The following is a 21280-nucleotide window of genomic DNA, read 5'->3' on the forward strand; positions in this document are numbered from 1 at the left end:
CCCACTGGCGCCGCCGCCACCAGGCCCGATCCCAGGCCAGCCACTACCAGCGACAAGCCGCCCAGACATGAAGATCACGATCTACAGCTGGAGTACTAATTCACCGGAACGGAGGTACACCGCGGTAGAGGGTGACGACATCCGTCCGGGCGAGATATGTTCGGTGTGAGGCAAAGCCGCAGGCCACACCTCTCGAATCCGAGTGCCGCGCTGCGGGTCTCACCGTCATCACCCGCACCGGTGGAGTGGAGAACCCACCCGCGGGGGAGGAGGTGGACGTCACCGAGTCCGAGGTTTCGGGATGGACCGGAACCTGGTGCGAAAGGGAGATGCTCCGCCGTCGAAGCGGAGCGATCCGGGAACGGAGTTCTGCGTGGACATCGTCGTCAAGGGCCGCAAGACCGAGGTGCCCGAGCGGTTCCGGAAGCACGTGGCCGAGAAGCTGAAGCTGGAGAAGATCCAGAAGCTCGATGGCAAGGTGATCAGCCTCGACGTGGAGGTGTCCAAGGAGCCGAACCCCCGGCAGGCCGACCGCTGTGACCGAGTGGAGATCACCCTCCGCTCCCGCGGTCCGGTGATTCGGGCGGAGGCGGCGGCGAGCGACCCCTACGCGGCGCTCGACCTGGCGGCGGAGAAGCTCGGCGCACGGCTGCGCAAGCAGCACGACAAGCGTTTCTCGCGTCGCGGCGCACGCCGGATCCCGGCGGCCGAGGTCGCCGACCGCGTACCCGGCGCGGCGACGCTCAACGGGAACGGCGACGTCGTCCCGACGGAGACTCAGGACGGCGTACCCACCAAGAAGATCGGCTCGCTCGAGGTCCAGGGCGACGGCCCGCTCGTCGTCCGCGAGAAGACCCACGTGGCCGCACCGATGTCCCTCGACCAGGCGCTCTACGAGATGGAGCTGGTCGGGCACGACTTCTACCTGTTCATCGATTCCGAGACCAAGGAACCCAGCGTCGTCTACCGGCGGCACGCCTACGACTACGGCGTGATCCACCTCACCACGGACACGATGGTCACCCAGGCGCACGCCCCCGACGCGGGAGACGCGCTCGGCGGCTGACACCAGCGGGTGAGAGCTGACCGGTGCCCCTGGAGCGCGTGTGCGCCCCCAGGGGCACCGGTGTGCGACGGTGCGCGTGGATGTGCGACCCCTTCGCGGCCCGCTCGGTCACCCCGGTGTCCGCCGGACATGGAATCATGGCGGCAACGGCCCAACCGGTGGGCTGCTGCTCTGGGTTGGCGATGGCTCAGGACCACAGGCCACAGCCTTCAGGGGGAGGAACGATGGCGGACAGTTTCGGACCGATGCGGGGCGCGGGCGTCGACCACGGGATCGGCGGCGGCGCGGTCGGCATGGGCCCGGACGCGGACGCGGGCTCCGCACGCGAGGAGCCCATCAGGGTGCTGGTCGTGGACGACCACGCCCTCTTCCGCCGCGGCCTGGAGATCGTGCTCGCGGCGGAGGAGGACATCCAGGTCGTCGGGGAGGCCGGTGACGGCGCCGAGGCCGTGGAGAAGGCCGCCGACCTGCTGCCGGACATCATCCTGATGGATGTGCGAATGCCCAAGCGGGGCGGGATCGAGGCCTGCACCTCCATCAAGGAGGTGGCCCCCAGTGCCAAGATCATCATGCTGACGATCAGCGACGAGGAGGCCGACCTCTACGACGCGATCAAGGCGGGTGCGACCGGCTATCTCCTCAAGGAGATCTCGACGGACGAGGTGGCCACGGCCATTCGCGCGGTGGCCGACGGGCAGTCCCAGATCAGTCCCTCCATGGCGTCGAAACTGCTCACCGAGTTCAAGTCGATGATCCAGCGCACCGACGAACGCCGACTGGTGCCCGCACCGCGGCTCACGGACCGCGAGCTGGAGGTCCTCAAACTCGTCGCCACCGGAATGAACAACCGGGACATCGCCAAGGAACTGTTCATTTCCGAGAACACCGTGAAGAACCACGTGCGCAACATCCTGGAGAAACTGCAGCTGCACTCCAGGATGGAGGCCGTGGTGTACGCGATGCGGGAAAAGATCCTCGAGATCCGGTAAGCCGGTCTCGGCTCAGGCGAGCAGCCGTGCCAGCTCGGCGGTGAGGGGCTCCCGCAGGTCCGGCGTGTCCACCCGCTCCACGCGGACGTCCGTGCAGTCCACCCAGCTCGCCGCCTCGGCCAGGGCCTGGGCCACCGCCGGGGCCGCCCCGGGGCCGTCCAGCGTGACCTGCCTGGCGACCAGGGTGCGGCCCTCGCGGGCCGGGTCCACGCGGCCGACGAGCCGGCCGCCGGCCAGGACCGGCATAGCGAAGTAGCCGTGCACCCGCTTCTGCTTGGGCACGTAGGCCTCCAAGCGGTGGGTGAAGCCGAAGATCCGCTCCGTGCGCGCCCGCTCCCAGATCAGCGAGTCGAAGGGCGAGAGCAGCGTCGTGCGGTGACGGCCGCGCGGGGCGGTCTCCAGGGCCGCGGGGTCGGCCCAGGCCGGTCGGCCCCAGCCCTGGACCGTGACCGGTACCAGGCCCGAGTCGGCGATCACGGCGTCGACCTGCTCGGCCTTGAGGCGGTGATAGTCCGCGATGTCCGCGCGCGTGCCGACGCCCAGGGACTGGCCGGCCAGGCGGACCAGACGGCGCAGGCACTCGGTGTCGTCCAGGTCGTCGTGCAGCAGCCCGGCCGGGACCGCGCGCTCGGCCAGGTCGTACACCCGCTTCCAGCCGCGGCGTTCGACGCACACCACCTCGCCGTACATGAGCGCGCGCTCGACGGCGACCTTCGTGCCCGACCAGTCCCACCACTCGCTCGTCTTCTTCGCGCCGCCCAGGTCGGTGGCGGTGAGGGGGCCTTCGGCGCGGAGCTGCTTGATGACGCGGTCGTAGTCGCCCTCGGGGAGGTGGTGGCTCCAGTGCGGGCGGTTGCGGTAGGCGCGGCGGCGGAAGGCGAAGTGGGGCCACTCCTCGATCGGGAGGATGCAGGCGGCGTGGGACCAGTACTCGAAGGCGTGCGTGTCCGTCCAGTAGGCGTCGTCGACGGTCCGGCGGCCGACCGCGCCCAGGCGCGCGTACGGGATGAGTTCGTGGGAGCGGGCGAGGACCGAGATGGTGTCGAGCTGCACCGCGCCCAGGTGACGGAGAACGCCGCGGACGCCTGCGCGGCGGTCGGGGGCCCCGAGGAAGCCCTGCGCGCGGAGGGCGAGGCGGCGGGCCTCGTCTGCGGACAGTTCCGTGGCGGGGGGCGGGAGGGTCGTCATACGTCCGCACGATAGGGGGTGGGTCTGACAGTGGGGGCGGGTGCGGCGGTCCGGCGGCGGCGGTCCGGCGGCGCGGGGCGCCTCCCCCCGTTCCCGGCTTCGCTCGAGCAGGGCTCCCGCCACCCGAGCCGCCCCGGGGCGCCCCGCAGGACATTCGGGCACTGGGGGAGGCACGACCGCCCGCGGCCGGGGCTACGGCACCGGCAGGTACGGAGACGTCGACGGGAGGGAGAGGTCGGAGGGGAGGAGGGAGCCGATCCAGCAGTCGCGGCGTACGCCCTTGTTGTTGACCGCGGAGCGCAGCGTGCCCTCCATGGTGTAGCCCGCGCGCTGGGCCACCGCGCGGGAGGCCGTGTTGCCGACCTCGGCGCGCCACTCCAGCCGGTCGACGGCCCGCTCGGTGAAGGCCCAGCGTGAGGCGGCGACGGCGGCCTCGGTGACGTAGCCCCGGCCGCGGTGCTCCCTGGTGCCCCAGAACCCGATCTCACCGGCGCCCAGGGAGATCATCGTGACGCCGAGCATGCCCACCAGGTCCCCGGCGGGCAGGAAGAGGCCGAAGGTGAACATCGAGTCGTTCGCCCAGCCGTCGGGGACCATCTGCTCCGTGAAGCCGCGCGCGTGCTCCTGGAGGTAGGGCGAGGGGATCGTCGTCCAGCGCTGGATGTCGGGATCCTGTGCGGCGGCGTACACGGCCTCGGTGTCCTGGGGGCCGACCGTGCGCAGGACGAGGCGGTCGGTGGTGAGCGTGACGGGTTCCATCGGCCGATTCTGCGCGGTGCTCCGGGGGGACGTCATCTTTCGCCGTGCGTGATCGGGTGGTCGCTTTCCGTGCGATGTGTCGAAGGGCGCGGCACCATCCGCGGTGCCCGGACGTTGAACCGGATGACAGCAGACCGGGAATCCTGATGCGAGGAGTGGGCGGTCCCCGCTACGGCAGGCCTCCCGGGGTGGCGGGGTCCTCGCATACGATGGCCGTTGCTCAATCCGTCACAGGAAACCGACCGTCCCAGGCCCGACCGGCAAGGAGACCAACCCCCGTGTCCGTCCTCTCGAAGATCATGCGTGCAGGCGAAGGCAAGATCCTGCGCAAGCTGCACCGCATCGCGGACCAGGTCAACTCCATCGAAGAGGACTTCGCTGACCTCTCCGACGCCGAGCTGAGGGCCCTCACCGACGAGTACAAGCAGCGCTATGCCGACGGTGAGAGTCTGGACGACCTGCTGCCCGAAGCCTTCGCCACCGTCCGCGAGGCCGCCAAGCGCGTCCTGGGCCAGCGGCACTACGACGTGCAGGTGGCGGGCGGCGCGGCCCTGCACATGGGCTACGTGGCCGAGATGAAGACCGGTGAGGGCAAGACCCTCGTCAGCACGCTGCCCGCCTATCTCAACGCCCTGTCCGGCGAGGGCGTTCACATCGTCACGGTCAACGACTACCTGGCCGAGCGCGACTCCGAGCTGATGGGCCGCGTCCACAAGTTCCTGGGTGTGACCGTCGGCTGCATCCTCTCCAACCAGACCCCGGCGCAGCGCCGCGAGATGTACGGCTGCGACATCACCTACGGCACGAACAACGAGTTCGGCTTCGACTACCTGCGCGACAACATGGCGTGGTCCAAGGACGAACTCGTCCAGCGCGGCCACAACTTCGCCATCGTCGACGAGGTCGACTCCATCCTTGTCGACGAGGCCCGTACGCCGCTGATCATCTCGGGCCCGGCCGACCAGGCCACCAAGTGGTACGGCGACTTCGCCAAGCTGGTCACCCGTCTGAAGAAGGGCGAGGCCGGCAACACCCTCAAGGGCATCGAGGAGACCGGCGACTACGAGGTCGACGAGAAGAAGCGCACCGTCGCCATCCACGAGTCGGGCGTCTCCAAGGTCGAGGACTGGCTGGGCATCGACAACCTCTACGAGTCGGTGAACACCCCGCTGGTCGGTTACCTGAACAACGCCATCAAGGCCAAGGAACTCTTCAAGAAGGACAAGGACTACGTCGTCCTCGACGGCGAAGTCATGATCGTCGACGAGCACACCGGCCGTATCCTCGCCGGCCGCCGCTACAACGAGGGCATGCACCAGGCGATCGAGGCGAAGGAAGGGGTGGACATCAAGGACGAGAACCAGACGCTCGCCACGATCACCCTCCAGAACTTCTTCCGCCTCTACAAGCGCCACGACCACAACGGCAAGGAACAGCCCGGCCTGTCCGGCATGACCGGTACGGCGATGACCGAGGCCGCCGAGTTCCACCAGATCTACAAGCTCGGCGTGGTGCCCATCCCGACCAACCGGCCGATGGTGCGCAAGGACCAGTCGGACCTGATCTACCGCACCGAGGTCGCCAAGTTCGAGGCGGTCGTCGACGACATCGAGGAGAAGCACCGCAAGGGCCAGCCGATCCTCGTCGGCACCACCTCGGTCGAGAAGTCCGAGTACCTCTCGCAGCAGCTCAGCAAGCGCGGCGTCCAGCACGAGGTGCTGAACGCCAAGCAGCACGACCGGGAGGCGACGATCGTCGCCCAGGCGGGCCGCAAGGGCTCCGTGACGGTGGCCACCAACATGGCCGGCCGCGGTACGGACATCAAGCTCGGCGGCAACCCCGAGGACCTCGCCGAGGCGGAGCTGCGCCAGCGCGGCCTCGACCCCGAGGAGCACATCGAGGAGTGGGCCGCGGCCCTGCCCGCCGCGCTGGAGCGGGCCGAGGCGGCGGTCAAGACCGAGTTCGAAGAGGTCAAGGAGCTGGGCGGCCTCTACGTCCTGGGCACCGAACGGCACGAGTCGCGGCGCATCGACAACCAGCTGCGCGGTCGTTCCGGCCGTCAGGGGGACCCCGGCGAGTCCCGCTTCTACCTCTCCCTGGGCGACGACCTGATGCGGCTGTTCAAGGCCCAGATGGTCGAGCGCGTGATGTCCATGGCCAACGTCCCGGACGACGTGCCGATCGAGAACAAGATGGTCACCCGCGCGATCGCGTCCGCCCAGTCGCAGGTCGAGACGCAGAACTTCGAGACGCGCAAGAACGTCCTGAAGTACGACGAGGTACTCAACCGCCAGCGCGAGGTCATCTACGGCGAGCGGCGGCGCGTCCTGGAGGGCGAGGACCTGCAGGAGCAGATCCAGCACTTCATGAACGACACGATCGACGCCTACGTGCAGGCCGAGACCGCCGAAGGCTTCCCGGAGGACTGGGACCTCGACCGGCTGTGGGGCGCCTTCAAGCAGCTCTACCCGGTGAAGGTCACCGTCGAGGAGCTGGAGGAGGCCGCCGGTGACCGGGCCGGACTGACCGCCGACTACATCGCGGAGTCCATCAAGGACGACATCATGGAGCAGTACGAGACGCGTGAGGCGCAGCTCGGCTCCGAGATCATGCGCGAGCTGGAGCGCCGGGTCGTGCTCTCGGTTCTGGACCGCAAGTGGCGCGAGCACCTCTACGAGATGGACTACCTCCAGGAGGGCATCGGCCTGCGCGCGATGGCGCAGAAGGACCCGCTGGTCGAGTACCAGCGCGAGGGCTTCGACATGTTCCAGGCCATGATGGAGGGCATCAAGGAGGAGTCCGTCGGCTACCTGTTCAACCTGGAGGTCCAGGTCGAGCAGCAGGTCGAGGAGGTCCCGGTCGAGGACGCGGCGCCGTCGCTGGAGAAGGGCGCGCAGGACGCGGTCCCGGCCCAGGCGGGCGCCCGTCCGGAGATCCGGGCCAAGGGGCTCGACGCGCCGCAGCGCCGGGACCTGCACTTCTCCGCGCCGACCGTGGACGGCGAGGGCGGTGTCGTCGAGGGCGACTTCACGGACGGCGAGTCCGCGCAGGGCCAGTCCGACGGGCTCACGCGCGCGGAGCGCCGCAAGCAGGCCAAGGGCGGACGTCGCCGCAAGAAGTGACGGCGCGGTGCCTGTGGGTGCCGTAGCGGTCGGAGGGCCGGTCACCCGCGGGGACGCAGCGTCCCCGCGGGTGCCCGGCCCTCCGGCCTGTCCTGGCGGTCCGAAAGGCCAGGCCGGGCCAGGCCTGGCCTGGCCTGGCCCGGCCCGGTCAGGGCCGGTCAGTCGTCGTCCGTGTGGGTCCTGCGGGGGCCGCCCAGTTCCACCGCCGTGCAGCGCCAGCGCAGGTCCCGGCCCTGCTCCAGGCGGAAGGCCATGGCGCGCAGCCGGTCGCCCGCACCGATGCGGGCGAAGACCTCAAGGGCGCCCGGGCGGGGCTCGAAGTAGCCGATGTCGCGGACGACGGGGGACGCGCCCCGGGTGCGCAGCGGGCCGCGTTCGGCGAGGTGGGCGAGATCGTCGTAGGCGCGGCCGAGGGTGTGGCGGAGCATCGAGTGGACGGGGCGCCGCCCGCTGAGCACACCGAGGAGCAGCTCGGCGAAGCGGTCAGTGGGACGGACCTGTGGAACGGGGCGGCGAGGGGTCTGGGCGGGGATCACAGGGGCTGGGGCGGGCTGGACGGCCCGGTGGGCGGCCGGCGCGGTCGGGTCCGCCGTGGGGGCCGTGACGGGGGCCGCGGACCGGGCCGGTGCGACTGCCCCGGTGTGCCCCGGCGCAGGGGCCGTGGTGAGGTCGCCCGGCCACACGCGTGAGCCGGTCCCGGTGTCCCGGCCGGGGCCGGCCGTGGGCGGACGGGTGTCCGCCGGCCGCGTACCGGACCGCTGGGACCGGCCCGGGGAACCCGGCGGCCGCCCACCGGGTGCCGCGGCGCGCGCGACCCGTCCGCCCGGCCTGCGGGGCGGCACTCCGCCGGACACGTGGAGCGAAACGGCGCCGGGTGTGCGGGACGGCGTGCCGCCGGGCGCGCCGGACGCAACGGTGCCGGGTGTGCGGGACGCAACGGTGCCGGGCGCGCCGGACGTAACGGTGCCGGGTGTGCGGGACAGGACGAGGGCGGCCGGGGTGTGGGACGGGGCGCCGTCGGGCGTGGGGGGTGGGACGTGGGCGGCGCTGTCGGGCCCGCGGGGCGGAACGTTCGCGGGGGTGTCGCCCGGCGGTGTGGGGCCGGACGGGCGGCGCACCGGAGCGCCGCCGGGGCCGCGGGAGGGGGCCGGGGCGAGCGGGCCGTCCGGTGTGCGGAGAGTCGGGGCGTCCGGTGTGCCATGGGGCGGGACGCCCGGTGTGCGATGGGGCGGGACGTTCGGGTGGAGCCGGGTCCTGGTCATGACCTTGCGCATAGGGGTCCCCGTTCAGCGGCCCGGGCGATACCGGGCGGTAACTTCGTGGTCGTGGATCTTGTACGGGCTGAAGGGGCGGCGCGGCAAGGAAGCGGGCGGTCGGGTCGGGGGGTCGGGAGGTTCACCTATCAGAGTGATCAGGACCGCCCGAAAGCCCGGAGCTGAGCGCGTGGACCGGGTGAATTCCGGGCCCGGGGTGGACGCGTCGGGCGTCATGGGCGGGGACCCGAAAGGGGACACCCGCACGTATCCTGAAGGCTCTCCCGTCGGGGCCACCGAGCGCTCCGGCGGCGTCCCCGACCACGAAAGCGGCAGACTCATGCGCGTCTACGTCCCCCTGACCCTGTCCGGCCTCGCCGAGGCGCACCGGGCGGGAGAGCTGGGGGCCGGGCCGCTCGTCGCCTACGCCGTCACGCCGGCGCTGCGCGGGTGGTACCTGTCGGACGACGTCGAGGAGCTGGAGTACGCCGCCCTGAACCGGGCCGCGCTGGCCTCGCTGCGACTGCTGGCGGCCGACCCCGGCTCGGCACGGCGCCGGGTCGTGGTCGCCGCCGACGTGCCCGACGGCGCCGCCGCGGCCGGCCCGGACCGGGGTCAGGATCCGGCGGCGCTGGGCGAGGTCCGGGTCGCCGGGCCGCTGCCGCTGGCCGGGGCGGCCGCGGTGCACGTCGACTCCGCCGACGCGGAGGCGGACGTGGCCGCCGCGGCCGAGGCCCTCGCGGCGGCGGACGGCGGGGACGACGACGCCCAGTTCGTCGTGGACGGCGTGGAGGACCACGAGCTGCTGTGGTACGCGACGCAGGAACTCCCGAACCTGGTGTGAGCAGGCCGGACACACCACGGTGTCCCGATTGTCAGTGGCGGCGGGTACGTTTTCGGGCATGGGGATGCAGACGGGCGCACACATCGTGTGGGACTGGAACGGGACGCTGTTCCACGACAACGACGCGATCATCGGCGCGACGAACGCGGCGTTCGGCGAGCTGGGCCTGACGCCGATCACGCTGGAGCAGTACCGGGCGCTGTACTGCGTACCGGTGCCGAAGTTCTACGAGCGGCTGATGGGACGGCTGCCCACGGACGCCGAGTGGCAGGTCATGGACGCGACCTTCCAGCGTCACTACACCGAGCACCGGGGGCGGTGCCGGCTCGCCGAGGGCGCCACGGAGCTGCTCGCCGGGTGGCGGTCGGCAGGGCGCAGCCAGTCGATTCTGAGCATGTACGGCCACGACGAGCTGCTGCCGCTGGTCAAGGGGTTCGGGATCGAGGCGCACTTCATACGCGTCGACGGGCGGACCGGACCGTCCGGGGGCAGCAAGGCCGAGCACATGGTGCGGCATCTCGCGGAGCTGGCGCAGGCCGGAGTGGAGCCCGCTCGCACGGTGGTGATCGGGGACGCGGCGGACGACGCGGTGGCGGCGCGGCACGTGGGCGCGGGGGCGGTGCTGTACACCGGGGGGTCGCACAGCCGGGCCAGCCTCGAAGGGGCCGGGGTGCCGGTGGTGGACACGTTGGGGGAGGCCGTGGTGGTGGCGGAGCGGCTGGCGGCGTGACGGCGGACCGTGCCACCCGGCCGGGTCGTAGCTGTGCGGAACGTCCAAGTCGTGGGTCCGGTTTTGTACACATGCGGCTCATGACGGGGGGCCCGTGCGGGGCGATAGCCTGGTGGCGTGATCAGCGCGATAGTTCGCGGAGGCACTGGTGCCTCCGCCCTGCGCCCGGCACGCACGGAAGACATCCGTGTCCGGGCGGCGGTCGCTGATCCTCGCGGGCGGGACGGGGCATCAAAGTCCCCGGGTACGGCGCCGCACACCCCCCGGACGGTGGCGGCGAGAGCGATGTCACACCCGGCGGGCGCGGCGACATTGGCTGATATGCCCCCGCTCCTCTCATCTTGCGGCATAGCGTCGGAGCAGACCGGACACCCCGTGTCCCGATGCCATGCCGGAAGGCAGGAGACCGTACTTCCTTCTACGTCACGCAACGGCGCGCGACAGGAGTCAGAGGACAATGCAGACCAAGCTGGACGAAGCCAAGGCCGAGCTGCTCGAAAGGGCTGCGCGGGTAGCTGAGAACAGCCCGGCCGGGGGGCACCTACCGACTGGGACGACGGGCGAGGGAACCCCGGATACCCCGGACGGCCCGGACGGCCCGGACGGCGCCCCGGACTACGCGTCCGTGTTCGCTTTCCTCCAGCGCTACTACCGGCACACCGCCCCGGAGGACCTGGCCGACCGGGACCCGGTCGACATCTTCGGAGCCGCCGTCTCGCACTACCGGCTGGCCGAGACCCGCCCGCAGGGCACGGCGAACGTCCGGGTGCACACCCCGACGGTCGAGGAGAACGGCTGGACGTGCAGCCACTCCGTCGTCGAGGTGGTCACGGACGACATGCCCTTCCTCGTCGACTCCGTGACCAACGAGCTGACCCGCCAGGGCCGCGGCATCCACGTCGTCGTCCACCCGCAGGTCGTGGTGCGGCGCGACGTCGCGGGCCGGCTCGTCGAGGTGCTCGCCGGTCCGCCCACCGCCGACCTTCCGCACGACGCGCACGTCGAGTCCTGGATCCACGTCGAGATCGACCGCGAGACCGACCGCGGTGACCTGAAGCAGATCACCGCCGACCTGCTGCGCGTCCTGAACGACGTCCGCGAGACCGTCGAGGACTGGGGCAAGATGCGGGACGCGGCCGTCCGCATCGCGGAGCAGCTGTCGACCGAGGCCACCCCGGACGACCTCCCCGCGCGGGAGCTGGAGGAGGCCCGCGAGCTGCTGCGCTGGCTGGCCGACGACCACTTCACGTTCCTCGGCTACCGCGAGTACCTGCTGCGCGAGGACGACTCCCTCGGCGCCGTCGCCGGCACCGGCCTCGGCATCCTGCGCTCCGACCCGCACCACGCGACCGACGAGAGCCACCCCGTCAGCCCCTCCTTCGAGCGGCTCCCCGCCGACGCCCGGGCCAAGGCCCGCGAGCACCGGCTGCTGGTGCTGACCAAGGCGAACAGCCGGGCCACCGTGCACCGGCCGTCGTACCTCGACTACGTCGGTGTCAAGAAGTTCGACGAGAACGGCAACGTCGTCGGCGAGCGGCGCTTCCTCGGTCTGTTCTCCTCCGCCGCCTACACCGAGTCCGTCCGCCGGGTGCCGGTCGTGCGGCGCAAGGTGGAGGAGGTGCTGGCGCGGGCCGGCTTCTCGCCCAACAGCCACGACGGGCGGGACCTGCTGCAGATCCTGGAGACGTACCCGCGCGACGAGATGTTCCAGACGTCCGTCGAGGAGCTGGAGCCGATCGTCACCTCCGTGCTCTACCTCCAGGAGCGGCGCCGCCTGCGGCTCTACCTGCGCCAGGACGAGTACGGCCGCTACTACTCGGCCCTCGTGTACCTCCCCCGGGACCGCTACACCACCGGCGTGCGGCTGCGGATCATCGACATCCTGAAGGAGGAGCTCGGCGGTACCAGCGTCGACTTCACGGCCTGGAACACCGAGTCGATCCTGTCCCGGCTGCACTTCGTGGTCCGGGTCCCGCAGGGCACCGAGCTGCCGCACCTGTCGGACACCGACAAGGAGCGCGTGGAGGCCCGGCTCGTCGAGGCCGCCCGTTCCTGGGCCGACGGATTCGCCGAGGCGCTGACCGCCGAGGCCGGCGAGGAACGCGCCGCGGAGCTGCTGCGCCACTACGGCGGCGCCTTCCCGGAGGGCTACAAGGCCGACCACAGCCCGCGTGCCGCGGTCGCCGACCTCGGGCACCTGGAGCGGCTCGACGAGCAGCGGACCTTCGCGCTGAGCCTGTACGAGCCGGTCGGCGCCGCGCCCGAGGAGCGGCGTTTCAAGATCTACCAGAAGGGCGGGTCGGTCTCCCTGTCCGCCGTGCTGCCGGTGCTCAGCCGGCTCGGCGTCGAGGTCACCGACGAGCGGCCCTACGAACTGCGCTGCGCGGACCGCACCGCGGCCTGGATCTACGACTTCGGCCTGCGGATGCCCAAGAAGGTGGCCGGCGGCGCCGACTACCTCGGCGACGACGCCCGCGAGCGGGTCCAGGACGCCTTCGCCGCCACCTGGACCGGCAAGGCGGAGAACGACGGCTTCAACGCCCTCGTGCTCAGCGCCGGGCTGACCTGGCGGCAGGCGATGGTGCTGCGCGCGTACGCCAAGTACCTGCGGCAGGCCGGCTCGACGTTCAGCCAGGACTACATGGAGGACACCCTCCGCAACAACGTCCACACCACACGGCTGCTCGTCTCCCTGTTCGAGGCCCGGATGGCACCGGAGCGGCAGCGTGCCGGGCGCGAGATCGTCGACGCCCTGCTCGAAGAGGTCGACGCCGCCCTCGACCAGGTCGCGAGCCTCGACGAGGACCGGATCCTGCGGTCCTTCCTCACCGTCATCAAGGCGACGCTGCGGACCAACTTCTTCCAGGAGGCGAGCGGCGGCGTGCCGCACGACTACGTCTCCATGAAGTTCGACCCGCAGGTCATCCCCGACCTGCCCGCGCCGCGCCCGGCGTTCGAGATCTGGGTGTACTCGCCGCGCGTCGAGGGCGTGCACCTGCGCTTCGGCAAGGTCGCGCGCGGTGGTCTGCGCTGGTCGGACCGCCGGGAGGACTTCCGCACCGAGATCCTCGGCCTGGTCAAGGCGCAGATGGTGAAGAACACCGTCATCGTGCCGGTCGGCGCCAAGGGCGGCTTCGTCGCCAAGCAGCTGCCCGACCCGGGCGTCGACCGCGACGCGTGGCTGGCCGAGGGCATCGCCAGCTACCGGACGTTCATCTCGGCGCTGCTCGACATCACCGACAACATGGTGGCCGGCGAGGTCGTGCACCCGGCGGACGTCGTCCGGCACGACGAGGACGACACGTACCTCGTCGTCGCCGCCGACAAGGGCACCGCGAAGTTCTCCGACATCGCCAACGAGGTCGCCGAGTCCTACAACTTCTGGCTCGGGGACGCCTTCGCCTCCGGCGGCAGCGCGGGCTACGACCACAAGGGCATGGGCATCACCGCCCGCGGCGCCTGGGAGTCCGTCAAGCGGCACTTCCGGGAGCTGGGCGTGGACACCCAGACCCAGGACTTCACCGTCGTCGGCGTCGGCGACATGTCCGGCGACGTCTTCGGCAACGGGATGCTGCTCAGCGAGCACATCCGTCTGGTCGCCGCCTTCGACCACCGGCACATCTTCGTCGACCCCGACCCGGACGCGGCCACCTCGTACGCCGAGCGCCGCCGCCTGTTCGAGCTGCCGCGCTCCTCCTGGGCGGACTACGACGCCGGGCTGCTCTCGGCGGGCGGCGGTATCTTCCCGCGCACGGCCAAGTCGATCCCGGTGAACGCGCACATCCGCGAGGCCCTCGGCATCGAGGCGGGCCGCACCAAGATGACCCCGGCTGAGCTGATGAAGGCGATCCTCGGGGCCCCGGTGGACCTGCTGTGGAACGGCGGCATCGGCACGTACGTCAAGGCGTCCACGGAGTCCAACGCCGACGTCGGCGACAAGGCCAACGACGCCATCCGGGTGGACGGCAAGGACCTGCGGGTCCAGGTCGTCGGGGAGGGCGGCAACCTGGGCCTGACCCAGCTGGGCCGGATCGAGTTCGCGCTGCGGGACGGCCGGATCAACACCGACGCCATCGACAACAGCGCGGGCGTGGACACCTCCGACCACGAGGTGAACATCAAGATCCTGCTCAACGGTCTCGTCAAGGACGGCGACATGACCGTCAAGCAGCGCAACAAGCTGCTCGCCCAGATGACCGACGAGGTCGGCGCGCTGGTCCTGCGCAACAACTACGCGCAGAACGCGGCGATCGCCAACGCGCTGGCGCAGTCCAAGGACATGCTCCACGCCCAGCAGCGCTTCATGCGGCACCTGGTCAGGGAGGGGCATCTCAACCGGGCTCTCGAGTTCCTGCCCACGGACCGCCAGATCCGCGAGCGTTTCGGCACCGGACACGGCCTGACCGGGCCGGAGACGGCCGTGCTGCTGGCGTACACGAAGATCACCGTCGCCGAGGAGCTGCTGCACACCTCGCTGCCCGACGACCCGTACCTCAAGGGCCTGCTGCACGCGTACTTCCCGACGGCGCTGGGCGAGCAGTTCCCCGAGCAGGTCGACAGCCACCCGCTGCGCCGCGAGATCACGACGACCGTCCTGGTCAACGACACGGTCAACACGGGCGGTACGACGTATCTGCACCGGATGCGCGAGGAGACCGGCGCGTCGCTCGAGGAGATCGTGCGGGCGCAGACCGTGGCCCGGGCGATCTTCCGCTCCTCCCCGGTGTGGGACGCCGTGGAGGCCCTGGACACCACGGTCGACGCCGCCGTACAGACCCGTATCCGGCTGCACTCGCGCCGCCTGGTCGAGCGCGGCACGCGCTGGCTGCTCAACAACCGGCCGCAGCCGCTGCAGCTGGCCGAGACGGTGGACTTCTTCGCCGAGCGGGTCGAGCAGGTCTGGTCGCAGCTGCCGAAGCTGCTGCGCGGCGCGGACGCCGAGTGGTACCAGCACATCTACGACGAGCTGACCGCCGCCGGTGTCCCGGACGAGCCGGCCACGCGGGTGGCGGGGTTCTCCTCGGCCTTCGCGGCGCTGGACATCGTGTCCGTGGCCGACCGCATGGGCAAGGAGCCGCTGGACGTCGCCGAGGTGTACTACGACCTCGCCGACCGGCTCGGCGTCACCCAGCTGATGGACCGGATCAGTGATCTGCCCCGCACCGACCGCTGGCAGTCCATGGCCCGAGCGGCGATCCGCGAGGACCTGTACGCGGCGCACGCGTCGCTCACCGCCGACGTCCTGGCGGTGGGCAACGGCACGTCGACGCCCGAGCAGCGGTTCAAGGTGTGGGAGCAGAAGAACGCCGCGATCCTCGGCCGGGCCCGCACGACGCTGGAGGAGATCCGCGGTTCGGACGCGTTCGACCTGTCCAACCTCTCGGTGGCGATGCGGACGATGCGGACGCTGCTGCGCACGCATTCGTAACGGCGTAGCCGTGTGAGGCACCCCGGGCCGTACCGGCTCGGGGCGCCCTTATGTCCTGCTTGACCGTTTCGTTCGTCTATGGTGGCCGGGTGACCGGGCGTTCCGCCATGACGCGCACCGCGCTGCCGCTGACGGGGGCCGCCCTCGTCCTGATCCTGCTGGTCCTCGTGACCGTCCGGCTGCCGTGGATCGGTGACCTCGGCATCCACGCGGCCACCGTCGAACGTCTGCGGCACCGTCTCCTCGATCCCGGCAACCCGCTGGTCGACGCGGACACGCCGAGCCCGTACTACTCGCCCTGGACGGTGCTGCTCGGGTGGGTCGCGAAGGCGACGGGGCTCTCCGTCTTCGCCGTGCTGCGGATCGGGGCGCTGGCGGCGCTCGCGGTGCTGGTCACCGGGGTGTGGCGGTACGCCCGCACGCTGAGCGCGCGTCCGGCGGCACCGCCGCTCGCGCTGCTGTCCCTGCTGCTGCTGTGGGGCACGACGCAGTTCAGCTGGAGCGGGTTCCTCGGGCTGCACTCCCTCGCACTGACGGTGGCGTATCCCAGTGTGCTCGCCCTCGGCCTGGCCTTTCACCTGTGGACGTGGCTGGCGCGGGCGGTGCGCGGGGCGGCGGCCGGGTGGAGGAGCTGGCCGGGGTGCGGGGTGCTGTGGGCGGTGATTCTGCTCGTCCATCAGTTCTCGGGGGTCGTCGCGTCGCTGGGCGCGCTCGCCGTGGTGTGCTCGGCGCGGGCCGGGTGGGGGGTCTGGGGGCGGCTGGGGGCGGGAGCCGCGCTGGGAGTGGTGGTGCTGTGGGCCTGGCCGTACTACGACTTCTTCGCGCTGCTCGGTGCCGGGGACGGGATGGACGCGGTGCACCGGTCGCTGTACCGGGACCTGTTCGGGCGGTACTGGCTGGTGCTGGTGGGGGTGGCGGCGCTGGGGGTGCGGTGGTGGCGTGACCGGCGGGACGTGCTGGTGCTGTTCTTCGCGCTGGGGGCGGTGGTGTTCGCGGCGGGCGGGGTGAGCGGGCACTGGTCCTGGGGGCGGGTGCTGCCGGCCGCGCTGATCCCGGCGCAGCTCGCGGTGGCGGTGGAGGCGGTGGAGTCGAGGCGGCGGGCGGTGCGGGCCGTGTGGTCGGCGGTGCTGGGCGTCGCGCTGGTGGTGGGGGCGTGGGGGCAGGCGGGCGTGCTGGGGTACGTGGTCGGACGGGGGGTGCTGCCGGGGGTGGTCGAGGAGAAGTACCGGGAGCCGTGGGAGGGGTACGGCTGGATCACGCGGTGGGTCGGGTACGGGGACGTGGTGATGGCGCGCAAGTTCCCGGCGCGGCAGATTCCGGCGTACGGGGCGTACACCGTGGCTCCCGGGTATCCCGACTTCTTCCTGGCGGACGAGGCGGAGCGGGCGGCGGCGGTACGGGCGTACTTCTCGGCCGGGGTGGCGGGGAGCGTGCGGAGGGGGATTGAGCGGGAGTACGGGGTGCGGTGGGTGGTGGGGCGGGGGGACGGTGACGGGCTCCGGGGGGACCCGGGGTTGCGCCTTGTGGGGCGGGGGCCGGGTGGGGAGGTTCTGTACGCGGTGGCGGGGTGAGCGGGGGCGTTGCTCCGCCGCGGGAGACGGGTGCCCGGTGTGGGTGTTGGGCGGGGGTGGGTGTGTGGCCCGGTGTGGGTGTTGGGCGGGGGTGGGTGTGTGGCCCGGTGTGGGTGTTGGGCGGGGGTGGGCGTGCGGTCCGGTGTGGTGCTGGGCAGGGGTGGGCGTGCGGCCCTGCTGGGCGGAGTAGGTGCGCGGCCCGGCGTGGACGGGGCGCCGCTGCGCCCACCCGTGCCGCACCAGCGGCACGACTGCCCGCGGTCGTGCGGAGGTCAGTGGAGGATGTTCGCCGCCAGGCGGGCCGCTCTGCGGGTCCGGGGGGTGGACAGGCGGCGGGCGGCGGGGCGGATCAGACGGGCCGTGGCGCCCACCGGCTGCCAGGTGATCTGCAGGCGCCCCGGGTCGTGCCCCTCCGGGCGGACCGTGACCCGGTGGGGGGTGAGGCCGGCGCGGTAGGGGACGTGGGCCGTGAGGGGTGGGAAGGCCAGGGGCGCCAGGAGGACGCCCGTGTGGGTGCGGCCCTGGTGGCGGAGGCGGAGGACGGGGTGGCGTGCGCCCTCGAAGCCCTGGAGCGGGAGACGGGCCGCCGCCAGGTCCAGGCGGAGGCGGCCCTCGAAGAGGCCGGGGCGGACGGGGGAGAGGCGGAAGGGGACCGCGAGGCGCCGGCGGCCGGGGGAGAGGTGGAGTACGGCACGCTGAGGGCCGGCCGGGAGACGCAGGGCCGGGTCGTAGGTGTGGACGGTGAGGTCGACCGAGGCACCGGGGCCGCGCGCGATCTCCGTGATCTCGTGCCGGAGCAGGGCGGTGAAGAACGGGCGGGTGTCCAGTTCCAGGTCCGTCAGGTCGAGCTCGCGACGGGCCTCGGCGGACCGCGGGACGCCCTCGCCCCAGTAGGTCCGGCGCGTCGTCCCGCTCTCCTCGTCCGGCGCCGACGTCACCCGGCGCGGTCCCACGTCGTGGCCGAGACCCCGGGCGGCCGTGCGCAGGTCGGACAGGCGCCGGTCGCGCAGCAGCTGGAGTACGACCCGTTCGGCGCGCGGCAGCCGGGCGTAGGCACCCTCGCCGAGCGTGTCGAGGTACGGGACCACGAGGTCAGCGAAGGACGCCAGCCACGCGTCGTCGCGGTACGGGAGGTCACCGGCGTACATCCGGAAGTCGTGCTTGAGGAACTTGAAGTCCTTGTCCTCGCGCAGCGACTCGTGCCTGCTCTCGGCCAGGAACGCGTCGATGAGGCGCTGCACGTGGACCCGGTCGCGGACGTTGGTCAGCTTGTGCCGCTGGTTGGAGATGGAGGCCGTCTCGGAGGCGGCGTACGGGGCGACGTACCAGCGGTAGACCGGCTCGGGGACGATGGTGAACGTCTTGGCCAGGCAGTACGCCTGCGCCGAGAAGAGCTGGTCCTCGTAGTGGATGCCCTCGGGGAAGCGCAGGCCGTGCCGGTCGAGGAAGGCGCGGGCGTACATCTTGCTGGTCGACAGGTGCTCGAAGAGCAGTCGCGGGTCCGCCTCGATGCCGTCGAGGGTGCGGCGCTCAGCGACCAGGTGCGGCATCCAGGTCGTGCGGCGTCCGCCGTCCACGCGTACGCGGCGCACCGCGCCCATCGCGAAGTCGAGGTCCCGTTCACGGTGGGCGGCCAGCAGGACCTCGACGGCACGCTCGGGAAGTTCGTCGTCGCTGTCCAGGAACATCAGGTACGGCGCCCGCGCGATCTCCAGGGCGCGGTTGCGCGGGACGCTGCACCCGCCGCTGTTCTCCGGCAGCCGGAGGTACACGACACGCGGGTCGTGGGCGGCCAGCTCACGGGCCACCTCCTCGGTCGCGTCCGTCGAGTGGTCGTCGCTGATGACGACCTCGATGTCCGGGTGGGTCTGGCGCAGGACGGACGCGACCGCGCGGGGGAGGCGTCCGGCGTCGTTGTAGACGATCACCGTGACCGTGACGTCCGGGGTGCCCGGGGACGGGGGCGCGGGCGTGCCCGTGGCCGGGCTCGTGGCTGTCCTCATGACGCGCAGGCCTCCTCGGGGCTCGGGGCCGGGGTGCGGTCCTCGACCGGCAGGACGGGGGGCAGCGTCCGCTCGTCCTCGCCGAGGAAGACCCGGCGCACGACGCGTTCGGCGGCGCGGCCGTCGTCGTACTCGCAGAACCGGCGCCGGAAGGCGGTCCGCGCCTTCGCCGCGCGTGCGTCGCGCCAGGCGTCGGTGGTGAGGATCTCCGTCAGTTCCGCCTGGGTGCGGGCGACCGGCCCCGGGGCCTCGGCCATCAGGTCGAAGTAGACGCCGCGGGTGGTGCGGTAGGTCTCCCAGTCGTCGGCGTGGATGACGATCGGGCGGTCGAGGTTGGCGTAGTCGAACATGATCGACGAGTAGTCGGTGACCAGCGCGTCGGCGGCCAGGCACAGCTCCTCGACGGGTTCGTAGGAGGAGACGTCGACGAGGCGGCCGGTGCGGCGCAGGTCCGCCGGCGGGGCGGAGAGGGTGGGCGCGCCCTCGTAGAAGTAGTGCGCGCGCACCAGCAGGACCGTTTCCTCACCGAGCTGGTCGGCGAGGGCCGCGAGGTCCAGGCGCGGGGTCCAGCCGGCCTCGTAGTCGCGGTGGGTGGGCGCGTAGAGGACCGCCCTGCGGCCGGGGGCGACGCCGAGGCGCTCGCGGGCCGCGCGGACCTCGGCGGCGCCGGCGGTGTAGTAGACGTCGTTGCGCGGATAGCCGTGGTCGAGGGAGACGTGGCGGGACGGGTAGGCCCGCTGCCACATGCGGGTGGAGTGGCCGTTGGCGGAGACGCTGTAGTCCCACTTGTCGACGCGCTCCAGCAGCGCCTCGAAGTCCAGGCCGCGGGCGGCGGCGGGGTACGGCAGCTGGTCCAGGCCCATGCGCTTGAGCGGGGTGCCGTGGTGGGTCTGGAGATGGACGGTGCCGGGGCGTTTGACCACCGCGTCCGGGAAGTTGACGTTGTTGACGAGGTATTTGGCGCGGGCCAGCACCTCCCGGTAGCGGCGGGTGCCGGGCACGACATGGTCGGTGCCGGGCGGCAGCAGCGCCGCGTTCGCCGCGGTGACCACCCACACCGGGCGGACGCTCGGCGCGAGTTCGGCGAGCTTGGCTGCGATCGCGGCCGGATTGCAGGCCACGCCGCGGTTCCAGTACGCCGAGAAGACCGCGAGGTGCGGGTCGACCGGACGGGCCAGGGCGGTGCGGTACTGGAGGTCGCGCAGCCGTGTGCCGGCCCGGCGCCGGCCGGCGCGCGCGGCGGAGCGCACCCCCCGGCGGGCGTGGTTGGCGGCCTGCAGGGCGCGGTACTCGGTGTAGGCGCCGTCCTCCAGCAGCGACCGGCGCACACCCTGGAGGCCGGCCGGTCGCCGGTGCCCGTCGGGGCGGTGGCGCCGGGCGGTCTGGGACGCCCGGCGGAAGAACTCCCGCGCCACGTCGTCCGGCATCCCGGCGCTTGCGAAGGCGCGCAGGCAGTCGCGGACCATCAGGTCGTACAGGGCGGCGTGTACGGGCGGCCGGTCGGCGGTGAGGCCGAGGAGTGCCTCGTAGCGGTCGACCAGCGCGTACCACCGCGCCGGTGTGGGCGGCGGAAGGCTTTCGGGGCGCAGCCTGCGGTCCTCGTACGCCGGGTGGGGCAGACAGGCGACGCGGTCGGCGAGCAGCAGGGCGGCGTACGCGGCGAACGGCTCGTCCTCGGTGGTCAGGAGCCGTTCGTGGGCCCGCCAGAAGTCGGCGCGCACGGCTCGGTTGCCGAGCAGCGGGGTCAGCCCGAGCAACGCCGCGCGGTCGTCGAGGGCGAGGCCGGTGCGGCCCGCGCGGGCGAGGCGGGGGCCGTCGGGCGAGGGCAGGCCGAAGGTCCGCCAGGAGCTGCGGACGTGGTCGAGGAGCAGGACGTCCACCGTGTCGGGGAGGCCGGCGGCGTGCCGGGCGACGGCGGGCGGGGCGCCGACCGGCACCCCGTCCTTGGCGTGCACGAAGTGCAGCCACCGGCCCCGCGCCCGGGCCGCCCCCGCCGAGCGGGCCGCGGCGTCCCCGGCCCCGTCCGGGAGGGGCAGCACGGTGAAGGCGGGGGCGTGGTGCTCGGCGGTCTCCCGCGCCCAGTCCCCGACGGCGGCGACGACGACCTCGACGCCGGTGAGGGGGTGGGCGTCCAGGGAGTCGAGGAGGGCGGGCAGGTGGTCCTGGACGTTGGGGCCGTGGACGATGACGCTGAGGTCGGGGGCCGTCTCGGACATCGCGGGGACTCCTTCGTCGTCGTCGCTCCCGGAGCACTCCTGTGGGTCGGTTTCTCTTCGGTCATCGTGACATCAATCGGACAAAAGGGTTAACCGTGAGTACGCCTCCCG

Annotated in this window: 12 protein-coding genes; 7 read left to right on the plus strand and 5 right to left on the minus strand. The window is 72.1% G+C overall.

The window, feature by feature from the left end; all coding sequences use genetic code 11:
* Positions 1-373 precede the first annotated feature (373 nt).
* Together hpf and ACGFYH_RS08270 are read left to right on the plus strand one after the other, a co-directional pair.
* The gene (gene hpf, locus ACGFYH_RS08265; protein WP_393802322.1) at positions 374-1066 is read left to right on the plus strand and encodes a ribosome hibernation-promoting factor, HPF/YfiA family; all 693 of its coding nucleotides are present in this window, start codon (positions 374-376) and stop codon (positions 1064-1066) included.
* A 224-nt stretch (positions 1067-1290) separates the two neighbouring features.
* Positions 1291-2055, plus strand: coding sequence for a response regulator (locus ACGFYH_RS08270; protein WP_393802323.1), 765 nt, complete (start codon positions 1291-1293; stop codon positions 2053-2055).
* A gap of 12 nt (positions 2056-2067) precedes the next feature.
* Here the strand turns inward: ACGFYH_RS08270 and ACGFYH_RS08275 are convergent, their stop codons facing one another.
* Both ACGFYH_RS08275 and ACGFYH_RS08280 read right to left on the minus strand, forming a co-directional pair.
* A complete protein-coding gene (locus tag ACGFYH_RS08275; RefSeq protein ID WP_393802324.1) occupies positions 2068-3243 on the minus strand; it encodes a winged helix-turn-helix domain-containing protein in 1176 nt (391 codons plus the stop codon).
* Positions 3244-3435: 192 nt separating this feature from the next.
* Positions 3436-4002, minus strand: a complete 567-nt coding sequence (locus ACGFYH_RS08280) for a GNAT family N-acetyltransferase (RefSeq protein ID WP_393802325.1) — start codon at positions 4000-4002, stop codon at positions 3436-3438.
* A 278-nt stretch (positions 4003-4280) separates the two neighbouring features.
* On the opposite strand from ACGFYH_RS08280, the gene secA reads away from it, so the two are divergent.
* Positions 4281-7124: a preprotein translocase subunit SecA gene (gene secA / locus ACGFYH_RS08285; protein WP_393802326.1), complete on the plus strand. Its 2844-nt coding sequence runs from the start codon at positions 4281-4283 to the stop codon at positions 7122-7124.
* 158 nt (positions 7125-7282) lie between these two features.
* Here secA and ACGFYH_RS08290 read toward each other — a convergent pair whose 3' ends face one another.
* On the minus strand, positions 7283-7978 hold the full coding sequence (locus ACGFYH_RS08290) for an Rv3235 family protein (protein ID WP_393802603.1): 696 nt from the start codon (positions 7976-7978) through the stop codon (positions 7283-7285).
* Between the two features lie 739 nt (positions 7979-8717).
* On the opposite strand from ACGFYH_RS08290, the gene ACGFYH_RS08295 reads away from it, so the two are divergent.
* The 4 genes from ACGFYH_RS08295 (at position 8718) to ACGFYH_RS08310 (ending at position 16950) form a co-directional block, all read left to right on the plus strand.
* Positions 8718-9221 (plus strand): DUF6912 family protein, encoded by a 504-nt coding sequence (locus ACGFYH_RS08295; protein ID WP_393802604.1) that lies wholly within the window; start codon positions 8718-8720, stop codon positions 9219-9221.
* Positions 9222-9279: 58 nt separating this feature from the next.
* Positions 9280-9951: an HAD family hydrolase gene (locus ACGFYH_RS08300; RefSeq protein ID WP_393802327.1), complete on the plus strand. Its 672-nt coding sequence runs from the start codon at positions 9280-9282 to the stop codon at positions 9949-9951.
* Between the two features lie 457 nt (positions 9952-10408).
* Positions 10409-15379: an NAD-glutamate dehydrogenase gene (locus ACGFYH_RS08305; protein ID WP_393802328.1), complete on the plus strand. Its 4971-nt coding sequence runs from the start codon at positions 10409-10411 to the stop codon at positions 15377-15379.
* Between the two features lie 107 nt (positions 15380-15486).
* Positions 15487-16950 carry a hypothetical protein gene (locus ACGFYH_RS08310; protein ID WP_393802605.1) on the plus strand — a complete coding sequence of 488 codons (1464 nt, stop codon included), beginning with the start codon at positions 15487-15489 and terminating at the stop codon, positions 16948-16950.
* Positions 16951-17222: 272 nt separating this feature from the next.
* Here the strand turns inward: ACGFYH_RS08310 and ACGFYH_RS08315 are convergent, their stop codons facing one another.
* Complete coding sequence (locus ACGFYH_RS08315) at positions 17223-18953, minus strand: glycosyltransferase family 2 protein (protein WP_393802329.1); 1731 nt, start codon at positions 18951-18953, stop codon at positions 17223-17225.
* Positions 18950-21169, minus strand: coding sequence for a CDP-glycerol glycerophosphotransferase family protein (locus ACGFYH_RS08320; RefSeq protein ID WP_393802330.1), 2220 nt, complete (start codon positions 21167-21169; stop codon positions 18950-18952). The genes ACGFYH_RS08315 and ACGFYH_RS08320 overlap by 4 nt, the downstream gene beginning before the upstream one ends.
* Positions 21170-21280: the final 111 nt, after the last annotated feature.

The organism is Streptomyces sp. NPDC048392, from assembly GCF_043200575.1.
Lineage (GTDB): Bacteria > Actinomycetota > Actinomycetes > Streptomycetales > Streptomycetaceae > Streptomyces.

Excerpts from the sequence above, each read along its gene's own strand:
- ACGFYH_RS08280 (WP_393802325.1), bottom strand. The coding sequence starts at position 4,002 with ATGGAACCCGTCACGCTCACCACCGACCGCCTCGTCCTGCGCACGGTC.
- ACGFYH_RS08295 (WP_393802604.1), top strand. The coding sequence starts at position 8,718 with ATGCGCGTCTACGTCCCCCTGACCCTGTCCGGCCTCGCCGAGGCGCAC.
- ACGFYH_RS08305 (WP_393802328.1), top strand. The coding sequence starts at position 10,409 with ATGCAGACCAAGCTGGACGAAGCCAAGGCCGAGCTGCTCGAAAGGGCT.
- ACGFYH_RS08315 (WP_393802329.1), bottom strand. The coding sequence starts at position 18,953 with ATGAGGACAGCCACGAGCCCGGCCACGGGCACGCCCGCGCCCCCGTCC.
- ACGFYH_RS08300 (WP_393802327.1), top strand. The coding sequence starts at position 9,280 with ATGGGGATGCAGACGGGCGCACACATCGTGTGGGACTGGAACGGGACG.
- ACGFYH_RS08275 (WP_393802324.1), bottom strand. The coding sequence starts at position 3,243 with ATGACGACCCTCCCGCCCCCCGCCACGGAACTGTCCGCAGACGAGGCC.
- ACGFYH_RS08310 (WP_393802605.1), top strand. The coding sequence starts at position 15,487 with ATGACGCGCACCGCGCTGCCGCTGACGGGGGCCGCCCTCGTCCTGATC.
- ACGFYH_RS08270 (WP_393802323.1), top strand. The coding sequence starts at position 1,291 with ATGGCGGACAGTTTCGGACCGATGCGGGGCGCGGGCGTCGACCACGGG.
- ACGFYH_RS08320 (WP_393802330.1), bottom strand. The coding sequence starts at position 21,169 with ATGTCCGAGACGGCCCCCGACCTCAGCGTCATCGTCCACGGCCCCAAC.